The 18336-nt window shown below is 66.0% G+C and carries 17 protein-coding genes and 1 tRNA gene; 7 read left to right on the forward strand and 11 right to left on the reverse strand.

Annotated elements, in window-relative coordinates; all coding sequences use genetic code 11:
• The first annotated feature begins 67 nt into the window (after nt 1-67).
• Nucleotides 68-559 carry a hypothetical protein gene (locus tag E4S58_RS14150; protein WP_136637104.1) on the forward strand — a complete coding sequence of 164 codons (492 nt, stop codon included), beginning with the start codon at nt 68-70 and terminating at the stop codon, nt 557-559.
• Nucleotides 560-614: 55 nt separating this feature from the next.
• On the opposite strand, the gene ilvC is transcribed toward E4S58_RS14150, so the two are convergent.
• Entirely contained in the window at nt 615-1637 is a 1023-nt protein-coding gene (ilvC, locus tag E4S58_RS14155; RefSeq protein ID WP_136637105.1) for a ketol-acid reductoisomerase, read from the reverse strand.
• Between the two features lie 141 nt (nt 1638-1778).
• Here ilvC and E4S58_RS14160 point away from each other — a divergent pair, with 141 nt between their 5' ends.
• Nucleotides 1779-2234, forward strand: coding sequence for an Lrp/AsnC family transcriptional regulator (locus E4S58_RS14160; RefSeq protein ID WP_136637106.1), 456 nt, complete (start codon nt 1779-1781; stop codon nt 2232-2234).
• Nucleotides 2231-2686, forward strand: coding sequence for an Lrp/AsnC family transcriptional regulator (locus E4S58_RS14165; protein ID WP_136637107.1), 456 nt, complete (start codon nt 2231-2233; stop codon nt 2684-2686). Before E4S58_RS14160 ends, E4S58_RS14165 begins: the two co-directional genes overlap by 4 nt.
• 119 nt (nt 2687-2805) lie before the next feature.
• Here the strand turns inward: E4S58_RS14165 and E4S58_RS14170 are convergent, their stop codons facing one another.
• Nucleotides 2806-4008, reverse strand: a complete 1203-nt coding sequence (locus E4S58_RS14170) for a UbiH/UbiF family hydroxylase (protein ID WP_136637108.1) — start codon at nt 4006-4008, stop codon at nt 2806-2808.
• Nucleotides 4009-4074: 66 nt separating this feature from the next.
• Nucleotides 4075-4719 carry a pyrimidine 5'-nucleotidase gene (locus E4S58_RS14175; RefSeq protein ID WP_136637109.1) on the reverse strand — a complete coding sequence of 215 codons (645 nt, stop codon included), beginning with the start codon at nt 4717-4719 and terminating at the stop codon, nt 4075-4077.
• A gap of 108 nt (nt 4720-4827) precedes the next feature.
• Here E4S58_RS14175 and E4S58_RS14180 point away from each other — a divergent pair, with 108 nt between their 5' ends.
• Nucleotides 4828-5463 (forward strand): GntR family transcriptional regulator, encoded by a 636-nt coding sequence (locus tag E4S58_RS14180; RefSeq protein WP_136637110.1) that lies wholly within the window; start codon nt 4828-4830, stop codon nt 5461-5463.
• Here E4S58_RS14180 and E4S58_RS14185 read toward each other — a convergent pair.
• A complete protein-coding gene (locus tag E4S58_RS14185; protein ID WP_136637111.1) occupies nt 5397-7292 on the reverse strand; it encodes a glycosyltransferase family 2 protein in 1896 nt (631 codons plus the stop codon). The two genes, E4S58_RS14180 and E4S58_RS14185, sit on opposite strands and share 67 nt — an antisense overlap.
• A 149-nt stretch (nt 7293-7441) precedes the next feature.
• Nucleotides 7442-8599: a glutamine-hydrolyzing carbamoyl-phosphate synthase small subunit gene (gene carA, locus E4S58_RS14190; protein WP_136637112.1), complete on the reverse strand. Its 1158-nt coding sequence runs from the start codon at nt 8597-8599 to the stop codon at nt 7442-7444.
• A gap of 184 nt (nt 8600-8783) precedes the next feature.
• Here carA and E4S58_RS14195 point away from each other — a divergent pair, with 184 nt between their 5' ends.
• The gene (locus E4S58_RS14195; protein ID WP_136637113.1) at nt 8784-9242 is read left to right on the forward strand and encodes a GatB/YqeY domain-containing protein; all 459 of its coding nucleotides are present in this window, start codon (nt 8784-8786) and stop codon (nt 9240-9242) included.
• 372 nt (nt 9243-9614) lie between these two features.
• Nucleotides 9615-9794: a DUF3008 family protein gene (locus tag E4S58_RS14200; protein WP_136637114.1), complete on the forward strand. Its 180-nt coding sequence runs from the start codon at nt 9615-9617 to the stop codon at nt 9792-9794.
• A gap of 3 nt (nt 9795-9797) precedes the next feature.
• On the opposite strand, the gene E4S58_RS14205 is transcribed toward E4S58_RS14200, so the two are convergent.
• Nucleotides 9798-10280, reverse strand: coding sequence for a DUF2244 domain-containing protein (locus tag E4S58_RS14205; RefSeq protein WP_136637115.1), 483 nt, complete (start codon nt 10278-10280; stop codon nt 9798-9800).
• Nucleotides 10281-10350: 70 nt separating this feature from the next.
• On the reverse strand, nt 10351-12024 hold the full coding sequence (gene ctaD / locus E4S58_RS14210) for a cytochrome c oxidase subunit I (RefSeq protein ID WP_136637116.1): 1674 nt from the start codon (nt 12022-12024) through the stop codon (nt 10351-10353).
• 297 nt (nt 12025-12321) lie between these two features.
• Here ctaD and E4S58_RS14215 point away from each other — a divergent pair.
• Nucleotides 12322-12396 (forward strand) — tRNA-Phe (locus tag E4S58_RS14215).
• A gap of 62 nt (nt 12397-12458) precedes the next feature.
• Here E4S58_RS14215 and E4S58_RS14220 read toward each other — a convergent pair.
• From E4S58_RS14220 to E4S58_RS14235, 4 genes are read right to left on the reverse strand one after another with little or no spacing between them, the layout of a single operon-like run.
• Nucleotides 12459-13226, reverse strand: a complete 768-nt coding sequence (locus E4S58_RS14220) for an ABC transporter ATP-binding protein (protein WP_136637117.1) — start codon at nt 13224-13226, stop codon at nt 12459-12461.
• Nucleotides 13226-15196: a Fe(3+)-hydroxamate ABC transporter permease FhuB gene (gene fhuB / locus E4S58_RS14225; protein WP_136637118.1), complete on the reverse strand. Its 1971-nt coding sequence runs from the start codon at nt 15194-15196 to the stop codon at nt 13226-13228. The genes E4S58_RS14220 and fhuB overlap by 1 nt, the downstream gene beginning before the upstream one ends.
• Complete coding sequence (locus tag E4S58_RS14230; RefSeq protein WP_240789568.1) at nt 15193-16098, reverse strand: ABC transporter substrate-binding protein; 906 nt, start codon at nt 16096-16098, stop codon at nt 15193-15195. The genes fhuB and E4S58_RS14230 overlap by 4 nt, the downstream gene beginning before the upstream one ends.
• A complete protein-coding gene (locus E4S58_RS14235) occupies nt 16095-18206 on the reverse strand; it encodes a TonB-dependent siderophore receptor (RefSeq protein ID WP_136637119.1) in 2112 nt (703 codons plus the stop codon). The genes E4S58_RS14230 and E4S58_RS14235 overlap by 4 nt, the downstream gene beginning before the upstream one ends.
• Nucleotides 18207-18336 lie beyond the last annotated feature (130 nt).

The raw sequence follows: 18336 nt of genomic DNA on the forward strand, positions 1-18336 counted from the left end.
CAGCACCATTGCCGTCCCGCACCGGCATCCCTACGATCCCGGCATTTCCAATGCCTTCGGAGGGCCCATGAAATTCGTTGCAACACTATTGACCGCCGTCTGCCTTGCCGTCCCGGCCGCTGCAGAGATCAAGGTTCAGCTTCAGGCCCCCTGGACGGGCGACAAGATCCCGGCGGGACAGCAGTGCAAGATGCACGGCGGCAATGGCGCGACGCCGCCGATGAAGGTCAGCGGGCTGCCCGCGGGAACGGTCGCGGTCCTTGTCGAATATGATGACAAGTCGTTCCAACCGCTGTCATCGCGCGGCGGACATGGCACGTTGCTGTATCCGGTGTCGGGTGCCTCGGCCACGTTGCCGTCGGTGCCGGGGATGACCGACAAGCTGCCGGGCGGGGTGCGCGTGCACAAGAAGGCCCGATCGACCGGGCAGTACGGATCGAAGGGGTATCTGCCGCCCTGTTCCGGCGGGCGGGGCAACCGCTATACGGCGACGCTCTATGCCATCGGGGCGGACGGCAAGAAGGGCGAGAAGACCCAGATCACCATCGGTCGCTACTGACAAAAAAGCCCCGCCGAACCGGCGGGGCTTTCGTGTTCCAGAACTGATCCGGGGATCAGTTCTTTTCCTTGTCGACCATCTTGCCGGCGGAAATCCACGGCATCATTTCGCGCAGCTTCTGACCGACCTGTTCGATCTGATGCTCGTCGTTGATGCGGCGGGTGCCTTTGAAGAACGGCTGGCCGACGGCGTTTTCCTGCATGAAGTCACGCACGAACTTGCCGGTCTGGATGTCGCGCAGGATCGCCTTCATCGAGGCCTTGGTCTCGTCGTAGGGCAGGACGCGCGGGCCGGACACGTATTCGCCGTACTCGGCCGTGTTCGAGATCGAGTAGTTCATGTTCGCGATGCCGCCTTCGTAGATCAGGTCGACGATCAGCTTCACTTCGTGCAGGCATTCGAAATAGGCCATCTCGGGGGCATAGCCCGCCTCGACCAGCGTCTCGAAGCCCATGCGGATCAGTTCGACCAGACCACCGCAGAGCACGGCCTGTTCGCCGAAGAGGTCGGTTTCGCATTCTTCGCGGAAGTTCGTCTCGATGATGCCCGAACGACCGCCACCGATGGCGGAGCAGTAGGACAGACCGATTTCCAGCGCGCGGCCGGAGGCGTCGTTGTTCACAGCGACAAGGCAGGGCACGCCGCCGCCCTTGGTGTATTCGCCGCGCACGGTGTGGCCGGGGCCCTTCGGCGCCATCATGATGACGTCGACGCCGGGCTTGGGCTCGATCAGGCCGAAGTGCACGTTCAGGCCATGGGCGAAGGCAATCGCAGCCCCTTCGCGCAGGTTGTCGTGGACGTATTTCTTGTATGTTTCGGCCTGCAGTTCATCGGGCATGGTGAACATGATCAGGTCGGCCCAGGCGGCGGCCTCGGCAATGCCCATGACCTTCAGGCCTTCGCCTTCGGCCTTCTTGGCAGAGGGCGAGCCTTCGCGCAGGGCGACGACCAGGTTCTTCGCGCCCGAATCGCGCAGGTTCAGGGCGTGGGCGTGCCCCTGGGAGCCATAGCCCAGAATGGCGACCTTCATGTCCTTGATCAGGTTGATGTCGCAGTCACGGTCATAATAGACGCGCATGATAAATCCTCCGATTGGCCGCCGGATCTGGCGGGATGGCGGCAGAATAGGCAATTCAGCGGCGGATACTTTGCATATCTTGTGAAAACTGTCGATTTTGCTAGATAATCATTCTCGATATCATTTCTTGATGAGAAAAACATGTTCGATGACACGGATCGACGCATTCTAAGACAGCTTCAGGCCCATCCTGGGGTCAGCACGGCGCAGCTGGCCGAGCGGGCGGGGCTGAATTCGGCGACCTGCTGGCGACGGCTGGAACGTCTGCGCGAACGTGGCGTGCTGCGCGGGGCAAGGGCGGTGATCGACTGGCGCGCCCTTGGCTATTCGGTCGAGGTGTCCTTGCGCGTGACGCTCGACAAAACGGTGCCACGCGCCTTCGACGATTTCGCAGCCCAGGCGCGGCAGATCCCCGAGGTGCTGGAAATCCAGACCTTCCTGGGCCAGGTCGACGTGCGCCTTGGCCTCATCGCGCGTGACCTGGCCCATTATCAAGAGCTTTACCGGGATCGCATCCTGACCCTGCCGCATATCTCGGACCTTGAGGCGTTGATGCATGTTGCGCGTATCAAGACGGACGAAACGGTGCCGCTATGATGGATCTTGATGACATCGACCGCGCGATCCTGCGGCACCTCAGCGAAGATGCCGGGCTGTCGGCCTCGGCGCTCGGCAAAAGGGTCGGGCTGTCGCAACCCGCCGCATGGCGACGGGTTCAACGACTTGAAGACGCGGGGGTGCTGGCCGGCGCGCGGCTGGACCTGGACCTTGCCGCGCTTGGCTTTGGCGTGACGGTGTTCCTGGGCGTGAAGCTGGGCACCAAGGGCCGGGTCAGCCTGGCGGACTTCGAACGCGCCGTCAGCGCGATCCCCGAGGTCCAGACGGTCGAACATGTGCTGGGGCTGTATGATTATCGCCTGCGGGTCACAGCGCGCGATATCGCGGATTTCGAACGGGTGCTGCGACGGCGGATCATGACACTGCCGGGGGTGGCGAACGTCGACGCGAACGTGATGCTGAGCGAAGAGCGCCTGCCCGGACCGATCTGACAGAGCGGGCGCTGCCCCCGCCTGTGCCACGCCCCCGGGATATTTCCGGCGAAAAAGACCGCAGCCTTCATCTTGCCGGAAATACTCCGGGAGGTGCGGAGGGCAGAGCCCTCTGCCGCCTAACCCTTGGCGGTCGCCCCAAGTCCCATCTGCATCAGCATCTTGCGGACCGGCGCGGCGCCATAAAGGGCCGACAGACCCGCCGCCCGAAGATCGCGCAGCGGCTGCGCCGAGATCTGCGAGGCGCGGTTGAGCGCGTCGATGCCGGTGGCGCGGGTCACGACCTCGGTGTGGCGGCGGCGATGATAGGTGTCGAGCATCTCGCGCGACCCAAGCGTGTCGGGGCTGGCGAGCGCCAGGTCGCGCAGGCAGCGCAGATCGCCAAGCGACATGTTCAGTCCCTGCGCGCCGATCGGGGGCACCACGTGGGCGGCTTCGGCGATCAGGGCCAGGCGTTCGGCAGACATGCGGTCCGCCACCTGGGTGATGATCGGCCAGAGCGTCCGGCGCGTGGCGAGCCTGAGCGGGCCGAAGAGGCCGCAGGAGCGGTCCATCATCGCGGCTTCGAACTCAGCTGTCGCGAGCTGCGAGAGGCGGAGCGCCTCGGGGCCGTCCTCCATCCAGACGACGGCCGAACAGGGCATGTCGTCGCGGTCGGGCAGGGGCACAAGCGTGAACGGCCCGCCCGAGCGGTGGATTTCAGTCGAGACATTGTCATGCGGGATCGGGTGGGTGACGGCGAAGGCCAGGGCCTTCTGGCCATAGCGCGTCGTCTTCACCTCGATCCCGGCGGCGGTGCGCATCGGGGAATTGCGGCCATCGGCGGCAATGACAAGCCGTGCGCGCACCCGGGTGCCGTCGGTCAGGCCGACCAAGGCTTCGCGTTCGCGCGTCAGAAGCGTCCGGGTGCCGGTGCCGGGTCGAAAATCGACGTTTGGAAGATCCGCCAGCCGGGCCACCATCTCGCGGCGCAGCAGCCAGTTGGGAAGGTTCCAGCCAAAGGGGCCCGAGGAGATGTCGGCGGCGTTGAAGTCGCGGGTGACGCGCGGTTCGGCCAGTTCTCCGCCCGCGTCGACGATGCGCATGATCTGCAGCGGCGCCGCATGGGCCGACAGCCGACCCCACAGACCCGCATCTTCAAGAAGGTCCCTGGCGGGTTGCAGGAAGGCCGTGGTGCGCAGATCGGACCCCGCATCCTCGGCCTCGGTCACGGGCGGGGCAGGGTCGCAAAGCAGGACGGAAAACCCGTGGCGGCCGAACAGCGCCGCAGCGGTCAGGCCGGCGACGCCGCCGCCGGAAATCAGGATATCGACATCAGCCATGTTCGGCCCTCCTGCGCCCTAGATAGGCTGCGGGCGGCGCAGGGAAAAGCGGCAAAGCGTCCCGGGTCAGACCAGCCGCGCCAGGAACCCGGCCAGGTCATCGGTGTGATGGTGGATGTGATCGGCCGTGAGAGGTTCCGGGCCGACAAGCACCGTCTTCATCCCCTTCGCATGCGGGACCGCCAAGTTGCGCGGGTCGTCTTCGAACATCGCGGCGCGCGCCGTGTCGAGCCGATCGAGGCCGAAGACCGTATCAAAAGCCTGGGCGTCGGGCTTGGGGTGAAAGCCCGCGTGTTCAACGCCGTAGATCGCATCGAATAGGCCAGACAGCCCCCGCGCGGCGATCACCCGTTCGGCATAAGGCGCGCTGCCGTTGGTGTAGATGATCTTGCGACCGGGCAGGGCGGTGATGGCCCCGGCCAGCGCCGGATCGGGATCAAGCACCGAGAAATCGATGTCGTGAACCTCGTGCAGGTAGGGGCCGGGATCGACACCGTGATTGCGCATGAGGCCCGCCAGCGTCGTGCCATGGTCGCGCCAGTAATCGCTGCGCAACCGGTCGGCGGCGGCGCGGTCGATCCCAAGCGTGCGCATCACCCAGTCGGTCATCCGCACCTCGATCTGGTCGAAAAGGCGGGCGGCGGGCGGGTAAAGCGTGTTGTCGAGGTCGAAGACCCAGGTCGTCACATGAGAGAACTGATCGCGCGGCATGGCCCCGGTGTAGGGGGGCGCGACAATGGGCGCAAGCCTGCGTGCTTTACGGCGGGGCGGCGGGGCGGATAGGCTGTCGCGATGACCAACCGGACGGGATGACCCAGGGTGCAGAAAGACGCGTATACGCTGATCCTCGAAGCGATCGACGAGGGGATCTACAAGCCCGGTGACCGGCTGGTCGAAAGTGAGCTGGCGGATCGGTTCGGCGTGTCGCGCACACCAATTCGCGAGGCTTTGCAACGGCTTGAGACGCAATCCCTGTTGGCGCGGGATGGGCGGTCCCTGATCGTCGCCTCGCTGGATCACAATCAGCTGGCCGAGCTTTATGTCGTGCGGACCGAGCTTGAGGCGCTGGCCGCCCGGTTGGCGGCGCGCCACGCCACCCCCGAAGAGGTGCGCGTGCTGCGCGACATGGTGGAAGAGGACCGCAAGCTTCTGGGTGACCCGAAGGCGCTGAGCCGCGCGAACCGGCGGTTTCACAAGCAGATCCACCTGGCCTCGCACAACCGGTTCCTGGTGCAGCAGTTGGATCTGGTCCACCGGTCGATGGCGCTGCTTGCGCTGACCTCGCTGGCCGCCGAAGGGCGGGATGGTGTGGCCCTGGCCGAACATGATGCCATCGTCAGCGCGATCGAGGCGCGGGATGAAGAGGCGGCGGGCGAGCGGCTGCGCGATCATATCTCGCGCGCGTTCGTGACGCGGTTGAAGCTGGATTCCGGCGCCATCGGCACGGTCGGCTGAGCCGGTTTCAGGGAATGGCCGTGCGCGGTCTTGTCCCAGTAGAACGGTTTGAAAACAAGCTCGTACAGGGCCTTCCACATCGCGATTGCGCCAAGCGGCCAATAGAGGTGCATCAGCGGCACCCAGGCCCAGAGCCTGTCATGCCCGGCGCGTCTGCTGGCGATCACCCCCAGCCCCATGGTCAGCGCCTCCTGTCCCAGAAAGGCGAGGGCGAGGCCCTGAATCCACGGGTTCGTGTCGAGCGTGGTGTAGGGCATGTCGATGCCAAGCGTGACCATCCAGAACACCCAGAGCAGCGGTGACAGGGCAAATTGCGCCAGCGCGGTCACGAAATGCGCCTGAAATCCCAGGAACTGCCACGGCCCAAGATCCTTCAGCAGGCGCAGAGGGGTGCGCATATGGACCAGGTAGGTGGCGATGTAGCCCTTCAGCCAGCGCGAACGTTGGCGGATCCAGGGCAACGGGCGATCATTGGCCTCTTCGCCGGTGGTGGTGTCGATCACCCGGGTCCGGTATCCGGCGCGGGCCAGGCGGAAGCCAAGATCGGCGTCCTCGGTCACATTGTGCGCGTCCCAGGCCCCGATTTCATCCAGTGGGCCGCGGCGGAAGAACAGCGTTGTCCCGCCAAGCGGCAGGGCAAAGCCAAGGCGGGCCATGCCGGGCAGGACCAGTCGGAACCAGGTGCTGTATTCGATGGTGAAACAGCGCGCGATCCATGAGGACCGAGGGTTGTAGTAATCGAGAACCCCTTGAAGACACACGACATCCCTGGGCGCCTCGGCGAAGGCCGCAGCGACATGTTTCAACTGACCGGGGGCTGGTTCGTCTTCGGCATCGTAGACGCCGATGATCTCTCCTGCCGCGAAATCCAGCGCATAGTTCATCGCCCTTGGCTTGGTCCGGGGAGCGCCGTCGGGCACGGTGATGACCCGCATCCAAGGCGGCAGATCGGTCTTTGCCAGCGCGTCGCGGGTGACATGGTCCTCTTCCTCGAGGATCAGCAGAACCTCCAGCCGGTCACGGGGATAGTCGAGCCGGTCCAGCCGATTGACCAGGTGCCCGGCGATCCGACGTTCGCGGAAAAGCGGCGCGAGGATCGAGATCCGGGGGAGGTCCTGCTCATCAAGGTGCGGCGGCACGGGGCGATGATGCGTCAGGTGGGCGATGGCGGCTGCGGTCTTCAGCCCGGCGGCGATCAGCATCGTGACGAGGGCAAGCAGGATGAGGCCGGTCATCATGACATCGGGCGCCGTGGCGATCGCGACGACGACACTCGCCAGCAGGGCGGCCGAGATCACCATGCGTCCGCGACTGTCGGGCCGCCAGCGCCGGCAGGACAGGGCCAGGGGCACGCGGCTACGCATCCGGTCGGTAAGGGCCGCGCGATGCAGGCGGGCGATTTCGGCCTGAACCTCGGTGCGGGTGGCGGCGGCGGGCAGGATCTCAAGCTCTCGGCCGCGCAGCCGTTGTCGGATCAGGGCGGCGGTGGCTTCGAAGCTTTCGGGGCGGGCGGTCGCGATCCAAAGCCGGTCGTCTTCGCGCTTCCATGGCAGGCAGTCGTGGCGCAGGCAGAAATCGGGCGGCAGGATCGGGCGCAGACGCGGATCCGGCGGGGTCAGGGACAGGTGGATGCGCGACACGCCATGCGTGGACGCCTTGCGGGTGGTATCAGCCTCGGCCCGGGGCGTCTTCCGGGCAAGCGACTGCGGCGGCGCAGGTTCCGCGGCCAGTCGAAAGATCATGTCGTCCAAGGGCCAGGCGACGGCGGCTTGCGTGGCATCGCGTTCGGCCGGGTCGGTTTCCGGCTGATATAGATCGTCTGACTGCATGATCGCCCCCGATATACGTCGCGGCGATCATGCTCGGAGGAGGTAAATATCCTCTTAATCCAAAGTTAACAAAGTGTTGCGTTAACCATTTTCAACGCAAAAGGCCCGGCGCGGTGCGTCGGGCCTTTCCCTGAAATCTCAGGCAGATGTCAGTGGCGCGCATCCATCGAAGCGGCAAAGCGTTCGAACAGGTAGAAACTGTCCTGCGGCCCCGGGCTTGCCTCGGGGTGGTGCTGCACCGAAAAGATCGGACGGTCGGTCATGCGGATGCCGCAGTTCGACCCGTCAAAGAGCGATACATGCGTTTCCATCACGCCGTCGGGCAGGGACTGGCTGTCGACCGCGAACCCATGGTTCATCGAGGTGATCTCGACCTTGCCGGTTTCCTTGTCCTTGACGGGATGGTTCGCACCGTGATGGCCGTGGTTCATCTTGACCGTCTTGCCGCCAAGTGCCAGCGCCAGCATCTGGTGGCCAAGGCAGATGCCGAAGATCGGCAGGTCGGTCTTTTCCATGATGCCCTGGATCATCGGGACGGCATAGGCGCCGGTGGCAGCCGGGTCGCCCGGGCCGTTCGACAGGAAGACGCCGTCGGGATTGTGGGCCAAAACCTCTTCGGTGGTGGCGGTGGCGGGCAGGACGGTCACGTCACAACCGGCCGAAGCCAGGCAGCGCAGGATGTTGCGTTTCGCACCGTAGTCGATGGCGACGACCTTGTGCTTCGGGGCCTTCTGGGTGCCGAACCCGTCGGGCCAGGCCCATCTGGTTTCGTTCCAGCGATAGCTTTGGGCGCAGGTCACGTTCTTGGCCAGGTCCAGCCCGACGAGGCCGGGGAAGTCCCGCGCCTTGGCGACCAGCGCCTCGATGTCGAAGTTGCCGTCGGGGTCGTGGGCCAGCGCAGCGTGCGGTGCGCCCTGCGCCCGGATCGCACGGGTCAGACGGCGGGTGTCGACGCCGCCGATGGCGATCCGCCCGCGCGAGGCGAGCCAGTCCGACAGCTGCGACGCGGCGCGCCAGTTCGACGGTTCGGTCGGGTTCCAGCGCACCACCATGCCGTCGGCCACCGGATCGGCGGTTTCGTCGTCTTCCGGGGTCACGCCGACGTTGCCGATGTGGGGGAAGGTGAAGGTGACGATCTGGCCCGCGTAGGAGGGATCGGTCATGATCTCCTGGTAGCCGGTCATGGCGGTGTTGAAGCAGAGCTCGGCCACGGTCACGCCGCTTGCGCCGAAGCCTCGGCCCATGAAGATCGTCCCATTGGCAAGGGCCAGGCAGGCGGTCGGTTTCTTCTGATATGTATGGGGCATTTTGCGGCCTCGGTCGGAGTGGCAAATTGGCGCTTACCTAAGGGGGCACGACGGGGGGGTCAAGGGCGATCCCTGCGGGTTTGGGCCTATACGGCGGGATAGGGGTGCCGTCACGTCGGCGTGGTTGTGTGGCGCGACACCTGCGGGTAGGGTCGCGGGCTTGAACCACTGGGAACAGGACCGCATGGAACTTCGCGAAACAGTGATGGCTGCATTGAAGCAGGCAATGAAGGACCGGGACGCAGAACGGCTGAGCACGCTGCGTCTGATCAATGCCGCGATCAAGGATCGGGATATCGCCGCACGGGGTGAAGGCCGCGAAGACGGTGTCGACAATACCGAGGTGCTGGGCATCCTTGGCAAGATGGTCAAGCAGCGCCAGGAAAGCGCCCGCGCCTATGAAGAAGGCGGCCGGATCGACCTGGCCGAACAGGAGCTGAAGGAAATCGGCTTCATCGAGGAATTCCTGCCCCGCCAGCTGACCGAAGAGGAAGCGGGCAAGGCCGTGGACGAGGCGATCAGCGCCGTCGGCGCGACCTCGATCCGCGACATGGGCAAGGTGATGGGCGCGCTCAAGGAACGCTATACCGGCCAGATGGACTTTGGATCGGTCGGTCCGATGGTGAAAGCCCGGCTGGCCTGAACGTCGGGCCCGTTGGTCGGGCCTGAATGTCCGGCCGGACCATGGCCTGAGCCTGATATCGAAATCTCAAGCGGCCTTGGCCCTGCCGTCGGCGGGGCGGGTCGGCGTTTGCGCGCACAAGCCGCCGGTCGTCCTGTGGTGACGTGGTGACAGCGCCTGGGGTGGCCTTATCGGCACCCCGGTTTGGTCGTGCCGGGTGGGTCCTGCAGAGGGGGCGCTGCCCCCGGCCTGCGGCCCCCCCGGAGTATTTTCGGCAAGCTGAAGCAGGGACGCCGCATCGGCCACGGCCCGTCGTGCGGCGGTTTGGGAGTGCGTCCGGAACATTGCGGCTGTGGCCCGGGTTGGTTTTTCGGTTTGAACGGAGGACCTGGCATGAAAGCGCAATCGAAAGCTCAGCAGAAGGCGGCGGGGGCGGCCCTGTCGGCCAAGCGGGGCGAGACCAGGGTCAAGGACCTGCAGGGCGCGTCGAAAGAGATGTACGACAGCATGAGCGAGGCCGAGCTGGAAGAGATGACCTCGACCGATCATGACGACCTGCCGGACCGGTCGTGACGCCTAGCCGCGGTTGCGGTGCCGGTCGACGAACCGGGTGAGGTCGTCGTAGAGCCCGGGGCGTTCGTCTTCCGACAGGAAGGCGCCGATCTCGACCTCGCGCCCATTGCCGTTCAACGTGACATACTGCGGCACCGGTCCGCCCGTGTCGTGCTTGGTGACCCGGACCCAGTGCAGGTTGCACCGCCAGTCGCGCGTCGTGCCGTCGGGATCGGTCCGCGTCAGGACCAGGTCGTGGCCGTCAAGTTCCAGCACCTCAAGGATCTCGGCATCGCGGTAGCTGCGACGCAGGCCCCACCACAGGGCGGCGATGGTGATCAGTGCGAAGGGCAACAGCCCCCACAGCAGCACGGTGCCGATCATCGCGGTCAGGGGAATCGTGATAAAGGCGAAGAAGGTCATGATGACGATCGCAAAGCCCGTCATCGGCAGGGACCGGTGCGGGCGCAGTTCTAGCCGGTCGTGGGCGGTCCAGTGATAGGTCATCGGGGCCTCTTTACGAAAAGGGGCCGGAGGTTTCCCCCCGGCCCCTGATGGTCCGATCTTCGGTCCGGGATCAGTGGGCGTGGCCCTTGTCCCAGTCTTCCTGCTTGGGCAGGATTTCGAAGGTATGCTCGGGCGGCGGAGAGGGCAGGGTCCACTCCAGCGTGTCGGCATATTCGTTCCAGTAGTTGTTCTGGGTGATCCGGGCCCCGCGGGTCAGCGAGTAGGCCATGATCCCGAAGAACAGGATGAACGAGGCGAAGGACAGGAACGCGCCCATGGACGACCAGTAGTTCCAGAAGGCGAAGGCCTCCGGGTAGTCGATGTAGCGGCGCGGCATGCCCTGGCGACCCAGGAAGTGCTGCGGGAAGAACGTCAGGTTTGCCCCGATGAACATCATCCAGAAGTGCACCTTGCCCCAGACTTCCGGGTAGGCCCGGCCGGTCATCTTGCCGAAGTAGAAGTAGATCCCGGCGAAGATGGCGAAGACGGCCCCAAGCGACATCACGTAGTGGAAGTGTGCCACGACATAGTAGGTGTCATGGTACGCCCGGTCGATCGGTGCCTGGCTCAGCACCAGGCCGGTCACACCGCCCACGGTGAAGAGGAACAGGAAGCCGAAGGCCCAGAGCATCGGCGTCTTGAACTCGATCGAGCCGCCCCACATCGTCGCGATCCAGGAGAACACCTTCACGCCCGTCGGAACGGCGATGACCATGGTGGCCAGCATGAAGTAGCTCTGCTGCGTCAGCGACATCCCCACGGTGTACATGTGGTGCGCCCAGACGACGAAGCCCAGCAGACCGATCGCGATGATCGCCAGAACCATCGGCAGGTAGCCGAAGATCGGCTTGCGCGAGAAGGTCGAGATCACGTGAGAGATGATGCCGAAGCCGGGCAGGATGATGATGTACACTTCCGGGTGGCCGAAGAACCACAGGATGTGCTGGTAGAGGATCGGGTCACCACCGCCCGCCGGGTCGAAGAAGGTCGTCCCGAAGTTGCGGTCGGTCAGCAGCATCGTGATGGCGCCGGCCAGCACGGGCAGCGACAGCAGGATGAGCCAGGCGGTGACGAAGATCGACCAGGCGAAGAGCGGCACCTTAAAGAGCGTCATGCCCGGGGCGCGCATGTTCAGGAAGGTCGTGATCATGTTGATCGCGCCCAGGATCGACGAGGCACCCGAGACGTGGACCGCGAAGATCGCGAGGTCCATCGAATAGCCGCCTTCGGTCGTCGACAGCGGCGGGTAGAGCACCCAGCCCACGCCAGAGCCTGCCTGGCCGTTGCCGCCCGGTGCCAGGATCGAGGCGACGCCGAGGCTGACACCGGCGACGTACATCCAGAACGACAGGTTGTTCATCCGCGGGAACGCCATGTCCGGCGCGCCGATCTGCAGCGGCATGAAGTAGTTGCCGAACCCGCCGAAGAGGGCGGGAATCACGACGAAGAACATCATCAGGACGCCGTGATAGGTGATCATCACGTTCCAGAGGTGTCCGTTGGGGGTACATTCAGCGCCGGCATCGGCAATGAACCTTGCGCCTTCTAGGCACATGTACTGCACGCCCGGATGCATCAGCTCCATGCGCATGTAGACGGTGAAAAGGACTGAAATCAGGCCTGCCAGCGCCGAAACGACGAGGTAGAGAAGGCCGATGTCCTTGTGGTTGGTGGACATGAACCACCGGGTGAAGAACCCGCGGTTGTCCTCATGATCGTGGCCGTGAACGGCTGCGTCAGCCATGTCTTGCCTCCTGCTGGTAGGTAACGCATCGCGCCCCCGGACCTGGAGGCGTGAATTATTCGGGTTCTAGAATGACTCTGATCGGCGGGCAATGGCTGCTATTGACGCAGATCAAATAATTTTGTCGCACCCCTTGCGGGCATCCGCCCCCGGACCGCACCGCCCGGGGCGCCCTGCCGGGGTTTCGCGAGGGGCGGGCAAATAACCTGCGAGAAACGTGAAAATCGGGCTGGACAACCCCCACGCCCCCGCATAGAACGCCGCAACCCGAAGACAGGTTCGCCCGTCTTGACCCGTGCCCGGGTAGCTCAGGGGTAGAGCAGTGGATTGAAAATCCTCGTGTCGGTGGTTCGATTCCGCCCCCGGGCACCACTTTTACCAGAATACTGATATTTCCGATCGTCTGATCCCGTGGCGACCAGCGAGACGCCCTCTCACGCCGGAACCGCGACCTTCGTTCCGTCCGCGCGGTCCAGTACGTCCATCTCCAGCGCATAGATCTCGTGCAGGGCCTCGCGGGTCATCAGGGTGTCGGGGGTGCCCTGCAATGCGACGCGTCCGGCTTTCAGGGCCACGATGTGGTCGCAATAGCGGGCGGCCATGTTCACGTCGTGCAGCACGATGATCGCGCTGCGGGACTGGGTGTGGCACATGGCCCGGACAAGGGTGAGGACATCGACCGCATGGGCGATGTCGAGGGCCGAGATCGGTTCGTCCAGAAGCAGGGTCGAGGCCTCCTGCGCCACCATCATGGCCAGCCAGACCCTCTGACGCTCTCCGCCCGACAGCGTGTCGACCAACCGGTCGGCAAAGGCCTCCACGCCGCATTCGGCCAGGGCGCGGGCGACGGCGGCCTGATCGTCGGGGCCGAAACGGCCAAGCGCGCCGTGCCAGGGATAGCGGCCAAGCGCCACGAGTTCGCGCACCAGCATGCCTTCGGCCGGGGGCGTGGTCTGCGGCAGGAAGGCGAGGCGGCGGGCATAGTCGCGGGCGGACCAGTCTCCAAGTGCGCGGGATTCGAAGGTGATTGCGCCGGTCGCGGGCATCTGGCGGGCCAGGGCCTTGAGCAGGGTCGACTTGCCCGATCCGTTGTGCCCGATCAGCGCGATCACCTGGCCCGCGGGCAGATCAAGCGTGATGTCGTGCAACAGGCGGCGCCCGGGGACGTCGACAGAGAGGGCCTGGGTCGAGAAGAGGGTCATCAGCGGGATCTCATCAGCAGCCAGAGCAGCCAGGGCGCGCCGATCAGCGACGCGAAGAGGCCAAGCGGCAGTTCGTAGGGGAAGCCGGCCATGCGGGCGCCGAAATCGGCGGCCAGCATGAGAAGCGCGCCGATCAGCGCGGCGCCGGTCAGGTGGTGTTCGGGCCGGGCAAGGCCGAAGCGGAGGGCCATGTGCGGCGCCATCAACCCGACGAAGCTGAGCGGACCGACAAGGATCGTGGCCGCGCCCGTCGCGACCCCGGCCATCATGATCAGGGCCAGCCGGGCGCGGCGCAGCGGCAGGCCAAGGCCCGAGGCGACCCCCTGGCCCAGGGGCAACAGCGCCAGCCAGCGGCGCGCCATGAGCGCGGTGGTCCACAGCGCCAGCGCCACCGCCAACAGGCCAAGCGCGCCGGGCATGGTCACCGCCGAGGATGACCCGCTGAGCCAGGCCAGCACCGTCCAGCTTTTCGCATCGCCCGAGGCCATCATGGCCGACAGCACCGCCGTTGCGAAGGCCGAGACCGCGATGCCCGCCAGCAGGATGCGTTCGGTCGGCATGTCGCGGCGCAGCACAAAGATCGCGACAAGCAGCAGCGCGATCACGCCTCCGGCCATGGTGCCCGCGTAGATCAAGGCGGCGGCCGGTGCGGTGGCGAGGTAGATGACCCCGGCAAAGCCAAGCGACGCCCCGCCCGAGACGCCCAGAACCTCGGGCGAGGCCAGGGGGTTGGCGGTCAGCCGTTGCAGGATCGCCCCGGCCAGCGCCAGCGCGACCCCGGCCGATGCGGCCGCGATCAGGCGGGGCAGGCGCATCGGCAGGAAGGTCGCGAAGCTCTCAGTATCAAGGATCGCCCAGCCTCCGGGCACGCGGCCGATCCAGACAAGCACCAGCGCGGCGGCAACCAGCGTGGCCGCCATGGCGATCAGCAGGGGCCAGGCGCGGGCCAGCCTGGGGGCGGGGCCTTCGGCGGATTCGGTGCCGGGCGGGGTCGAACCGCGCAACCGGGGCAGGAGCCAGATCAGAAGCGGCCCGCCGATCAGCCCGGTGAGCACGCCGGTGGGAAACATCTCTCCGCTGGTGCCCGCGATCGTCAGGACCATGCCGTCGCACAACGACAGGATCAGCGCCCCGATCACCGGTGACAGGGCCAGGCGCTGCGGGATGCTGCGTGCGCCAAGCGTCCGGGCCAGGGCTGGCGCGGCCAGCCCGACAAAGCCGATCAGCCCCAGTTCGGCGGATACGCTCGCGGCCAGTACCACGGCGACGGCGATGGCCGACAGGCGCACGGCGGCCACGTTCAGCCCAAGGCCCGACGCGCCCTCGATGCCAAGCGACAGGACCCGCAGCGGGCGGGCCAGGGCAAAGGCGGCAAGGGTGCAGGCGGTCAGAACGCCCAGCAGGGTCAGCACGCCGGTCCAGTCCTGCTGCACCAGGGACCCGCCATTCCAGATCACCAGAGACAGCAGGTATTGCCCCTGGCTGAGGGTCACGGCGGTGGCGATGGCGCTTGCGGTCATGCCGACCAGCATGCCGACGATCACCATGGTCACCGGCGCGAAGGCCCGGCGCGCGCCGACCATCAGCACCACGCCGGTGGCCAGCCCTGCGCCGAGGAAGGCAATCGGCCAGCGCCCGGTCGTCAGCAGCTCGGGCGCGAGGATCGTCGCCAGCACCAGCGCCAGCTGCGCGCCCGACGACATGCCAAGCGTCGTCGGATCCGCGACCGGGTTGCGCAGCACCGTCTGCAGCAGCGCGCCGGACAGGCCAAGCGCTGCGCCGGCCAGCAGGGCGATCACCCCGCGCGGCATCAGGCCGAAGGCCAGCAGGATCTGTGTCAGGTCCATCTCGGCGGCGCGGAACGGCAATGCGGGCCAGTTCGCGAAAGGCAGCTGGTTCAGCGCCGACAGGGACCACAGGATCAGCGACAGCATTGCGGCGCCGGCCAGGGGCAGGGTGGCGCGGGTCATGGGCGTGCCCCGTCAGGATTGGTCAGCGCGTCGCGCAGCAGGCGGGCGAAGCGCAGGGCCGAGGGCAGGGCGCCGAAGGCGTTGACCTCCTCAAGCTGATGGATCCGACCGTCCGCAACCTGCGGCAGGGCCTGCCACAGGCGCGACCGGGCCAGGGCCCGCCGGGCCTGCACGGGGATCGCGCCGACGATGACGATGCGGGCCTCGGGCATGGTGGCCAGCTGTTCGATCGGGACGGGGGCGAGGAAACTGAACCGCGTCCGCCCCTCCCAGGCGTTGGCAAGTCCCAGCCGCGCGGCGGTGGAGCCAAACAGGCTGTCGAAACCGAAGGCCCGCAGGTGGCGCGCGTCGCCGATGTTGATGATGCACAGCGGCCGGTCGGCCGTCGGGGCCAGATCGCGCCGGATCGCATCAAGCTCGGCCTCGGCGGCGGTTTGCGCGCGTGTCGCGGCTGTCGGGTCGTCGACGGCGTGGGCCAGCCCGTGCATCGCCTTGATGATGTTTGGCAGGGGCGGTTCGCCGCGCGTGTAGAAGGGCAGGTTCAGCACGGGCGCCAGTTCGGCCAGCCGGGCCTCGTACCGGGTGTAATAGGGCGACGTCAGGATCAGGTCGGGCCGCACCAGTTGCAGCAGTTCGAAATTCGGGGCGCCGCGCAGGCCCAGGTCCACGACCTCGGCCGGGATCACCGGCTCCGGCGCGTCGTCGCGAAAGCGGATCAGCTCGCAGGCGGCGACGGGCATGTGGCCGATCGAGACGGCGGTTTCCAGCATGGCCCAGTCGATGGCGGCCAGCCGGGGCGCGGAGGTTGCGGCGCGCAAAGGCAAACCCACCGCCAGTGCAAGACCGGCGGCGGACAGGAAGGATCTGCGGGACAGCAGGCGCTGCCCGGGGGATCGGATCACCACGTGTAGCTGACTTTGGCCGTGATGGTGCGGCCTTGGCCGTAGTAGCAGCCGAAGCTGCCGCAGTTCGACAGATAGACCTTGTCGAAGACGTTGCCGATGTTGAGCGAGGCTTCCATGTTGTCGCGGGTGTAGCCGACGCCCAGGTCGACGACAGTGACGTCCGGCAGCGAATAGGTGTTCGCCAGATCGCCCTTGCGCGCCCCGATATAGCGGGCGCCGCCGCCGATGCTCAGCCCGTTGTCAAAGCTCTGGTCCAGCCAGATGCTGGCCAGATGCGCCGGAGCGTTCGGCATTTCGTTGCCGTTGTTGGCGCCGCCGGCCTCGATGACCTTGGTCTGGTTGTAGCTGTAGCTGGCCCGCAGGTTCAGCCCGCGCGCCAGTTCGGCCACGCCTTCCAGTTCCAGCCCGTAGGAATCCACCTGGCCGATCTGGCGACGGCCCAGGGCGCCGCCGAGGTTGATGGTCAGGTTTTCCTGCTTCAGGTCATAGATCGCGGCGGTGAACAGCCCGCGAAAGGCGGTCGGTTCATACTTGATCCCGGCTTCCCACTGGCGTGCGGTCAGCGGTTTCAGCGTGTTGCCGCCACCATCGACACCGATTTCCGGATCGAAGGAGGTCGAGTAGTTGGCATAAAGCATGGCGCCCGGGGCCACGTCATAGCCGATGCCGGCACGACCGGTCAGGGCCTGGTCGCTTTGGTTCACGACGCCTGCGCCCGCGAAGTTGGTGAAGGTCGTGCCCTCCTGCTTGGACCAGTCATAGCGCAGCGCGAACGAGCCGGAGAGGCGGCCAAGCGTGACCTCGTCCTGGGCATAGACGCCGACCTGGGTCTGCGTGATCGCAGGGGTGCTGGTGTACCAGGCGGTGCCGTTGGGATGGATGCCATAGGTGGGGTTCGCCCAGGTCAGGTTGCCCACGCCGCCGGTGGCCGCGTTGTAGAATTCGGTGACCGTGTCGGCCTTGAACCGGCGGATGTCGATCCCGAACAGCAGGTTGTGGGTCGCGGCGCCGGTGTCGATTTCGCCCGCCAGCCGGGTGTCGAGCGAGATGCCGGTGTTGTGTTCGACCTGGCGGTTGGCGCCCCGGGTGATCTCGGTCCCGCCATTGGCGGTGCCGGTCACGTAGTGGCCATAGTATTCCCAGTCGAATTTTTCGTACCGGAAGCCCTGGCTCAGCGTCCAGCCGCTGTCCAGTTCGTGGTTCAGTTCGAACCCGAGGTTGAAGATCTTGCGATCCGACCGGTCCCAGCCCGGCTCGCCCGTATACAACTCGCGCAGGTAGCGGTCGTTGCCCTGACCCGTCAGCGCAAAGGGCACCCCGGCCGGAGAGATCGGCGAGTCGTTGGTGTAGGACGCGATGACGTCGACCGTGGTGTAATCGGACGGGGTCCAGCGGGCGGCGAGGCCAAGGTAGCCGCGTTCGTTGCCCAGATCGCGGATCTGCGTGTTGGCGTCCTTGGCGATCCCGGTGACGCGGAACGACAGGTCCTCGCGCGCGGCCGCGTTGAAGTCGAAGAACAGCTGGCTGGATCCGTTGCTGTCGAAGCCGATGCCGACCTCGCCAAAGTCGAAGCCCTGCGCGCGTTTCTGCACCTGGTTGATGATCCCGGCGGGGGATCCGGCGCCGTAGAGGGATGAGCTCGGGCCGCGCAGAACCTCGACCTGTTGCAGGGCGTAGGTCTCGTAGGCGGGGGCGCCCATGTAGCGCAGCTGGCGCAGGCCGTTGACGTATTGCGATCCGCGCGCCTCGAACCCACGCACGGTCGGGCTGTCAAAGCGCGGGTCCGAGCCGAAGGGTTCGCCCAGCACACCAGCAGTATAGTTCAGCGTCTGGCCAAGCGTCTGCGCGTTCTGGTCCTCGATCTGCTGCGCGGTGACGACCGAAACGGACTGCGGCGTCCTGGCCAGAGGCGTGTCGGACTTGGTGGCCGACTGGTTGTAGTCGGCGACGTATCCATCGGCCTGAGCAGCGGTGTCGGTGGTGGCCGTGACGACGATCGCGTCAAGACTTACGGCGTCAGTGTCGTCCTGGGCGTGGGCGGGGACTGCGGCAAGGGCGAGTGTGCTGGCACCGGCCAGAAGGGCGGTACGGCAAGGGGATTTCATGGTGGGCCTTTCGAGTGGTGCGCGTGTACCTGACGAAAACTATCGGACAATACAACGTGCCGCGTTGTGCCATCAAATAAAGTTGAGTAAAAGCATAAACTATATGCGCCGCGCGTTTTTTCGGGCAGTC

This window comes from Pseudooceanicola onchidii, assembly GCF_004959925.1.
GTDB lineage: Bacteria > Pseudomonadota > Alphaproteobacteria > Rhodobacterales > Rhodobacteraceae > Pseudooceanicola > Pseudooceanicola onchidii.